The organism is Novosphingobium sp. B-7 (assembly GCF_000410615.1).
In the GTDB taxonomy this organism is placed as follows: Bacteria; Pseudomonadota; Alphaproteobacteria; order Sphingomonadales; family Sphingomonadaceae; genus Novosphingobium; species Novosphingobium capsulatum.
Window position 1 is genome coordinate 12,171 of sequence record NZ_KE148365.1, and the last position, 351, is coordinate 12,521.

Sequence of the window (351 nt, forward strand, 5' to 3'; positions counted from 1 at the left end):
GGCATCGGCGTCGTTGTGCGCGGCCATCGCCGTGCGCGCCCGGGTCAGCCGCAGGCCTTCGTGGACCGAGGCGTGGATCAGTTCGTCATAGATCACCAGGTCTTCGCGCTGGGGCAGGGTGGCAATCAACGCCACGTTGCCGGCATAGCCGGCGCTGAACCACAGTGTGCTTTCGCAGCCGAAGAAGGCGGCGGCTTCTGCCTCCAGCGCCTCATGCTCGGGATCGTTGCCGCGCAGCAGGCGCGATCCGCCCGAACCCACCGCCACGCCGCGCGCCAGCGCATCAGCCACGGCGGCGCGCAGGCGTGGGGCTTGCGCCAGGCCGAGATAATCGTTGCTGGCAAAATCCAC

General features: G+C 68.9%; 1 protein-coding gene. It reads right to left on the minus strand.

The window, feature by feature from the left end; translation table 11 throughout:
* Positions 1–351 (minus strand): aminotransferase class I/II-fold pyridoxal phosphate-dependent enzyme (locus tag H926_RS34780; RefSeq protein ID WP_043609735.1); only part of this gene is annotated, 351 nt, incomplete at both ends.